Origin of the sequence: Streptomyces sp. NPDC048349 (assembly GCF_040651925.1) — a bacterium.
In the GTDB taxonomy this organism is placed as follows: domain Bacteria; phylum Actinomycetota; class Actinomycetes; order Streptomycetales; family Streptomycetaceae; genus Streptomyces.
In genome coordinates this window covers 1-1,123 of sequence record NZ_JBEZLA010000153.1, presented here as the reverse complement: position 1 = coordinate 1,123, position 1,123 = coordinate 1, and the positions used below count along the sequence as shown (strand labels likewise).

Annotated in this window: 1 protein-coding gene; it reads left to right on the top strand. The window is 68.5% G+C overall.

What is annotated here, in order from left to right:
- Nucleotides 1-119: 119 nt before the first annotated feature.
- The coding region (locus AB0D44_RS34380; protein WP_362598851.1) for an adenosylhomocysteinase at nucleotides 120-1,123 on the top strand (1,004 nt) is incomplete at its 3' end.

The following is a 1,123-nucleotide window of genomic DNA, read 5'->3' as shown; positions in this document are numbered from 1 at the left end:
CGTCCAGTACGGGGGCATCCGGCCGGCACGCCGAGAGCACGCACCGGACACCGCTCCTTCACCACGGACCTCCGTCAGACACCCCCTAGCCCCGCCATCCACCACCGGAGTACGTCACCATGACCAGCCAGACCCCTGCCGATTTCACGGACTACAAGGTCGCCGACATCACCCTCGCGGAGTTCGGCCGCAAGGAGATCACCCTCGCCGAGCACGAGATGCCCGGCCTGATGTCGATCCGCGCCGAGTACGCGCAGGCCCAGCCCCTCGCCGGCGCGCGGATCACCGGCTCCCTGCACATGACCGTGCAGACCGCCGTCCTGATCGAGACCCTGGTCGCCCTCGGCGCGGAGGTCCGCTGGGTCTCCTGCAACATCTACTCCACTCAGGACCACGCGGCCGCCGCGATCGCCGCCGCCGGCATCCCCGTCTTCGCCTGGAAGGGCGAGACGCTGGAGGAGTACTGGTGGTGCACCGAGCAGGCGCTGACCTGGCCCGGCGCCGACGGCCCGAACATGATCCTCGACGACGGCGGTGACGCCACCCTCCTCGTCCACAAGGGCGTCGAATACCAGAAGGCCGGCGCCGTCCCCGACCCGGCCACCGCCGACAACGAGGAAATGGCCCTCGTCCTGCGCCTGCTGGCCGACAGCCCGATCGACTGGGTCACGCTCGCCGCCGGCATCCGCGGCGTCACCGAGGAGACCACCACCGGTGTGCACCGCCTCTACGAGATGCACCAGGCGGGCCAGCTCCTCTTCCCGGCGATCAACGTGAACGACGCCGTGACGAAGTCGAAGTTCGACAACAAGTACGGCTGCCGCCACTCGCTGATCGACGGCATCAACCGTGCCACCGACGTCCTGATCGGCGGCAAGGTGGCCGTGGTCTGCGGTTACGGCGACGTCGGCAAGGGCTGTGCGGAGTCGCTGCGCGGCCAGGGCGCGCGGGTCATCGTCACCGAGATCGACCCGATCTGCGCGCTGCAGGCGGCGATGGACGGCTACCAGGTCGCCACGCTGGACGATGTGGTGGAGACCGCGGACATCTTCATCACGACCACGGGCAACAAGGACATCATCATGGCCTCGGACATGGCCAAGATGAAGCACCAGGCGATCGT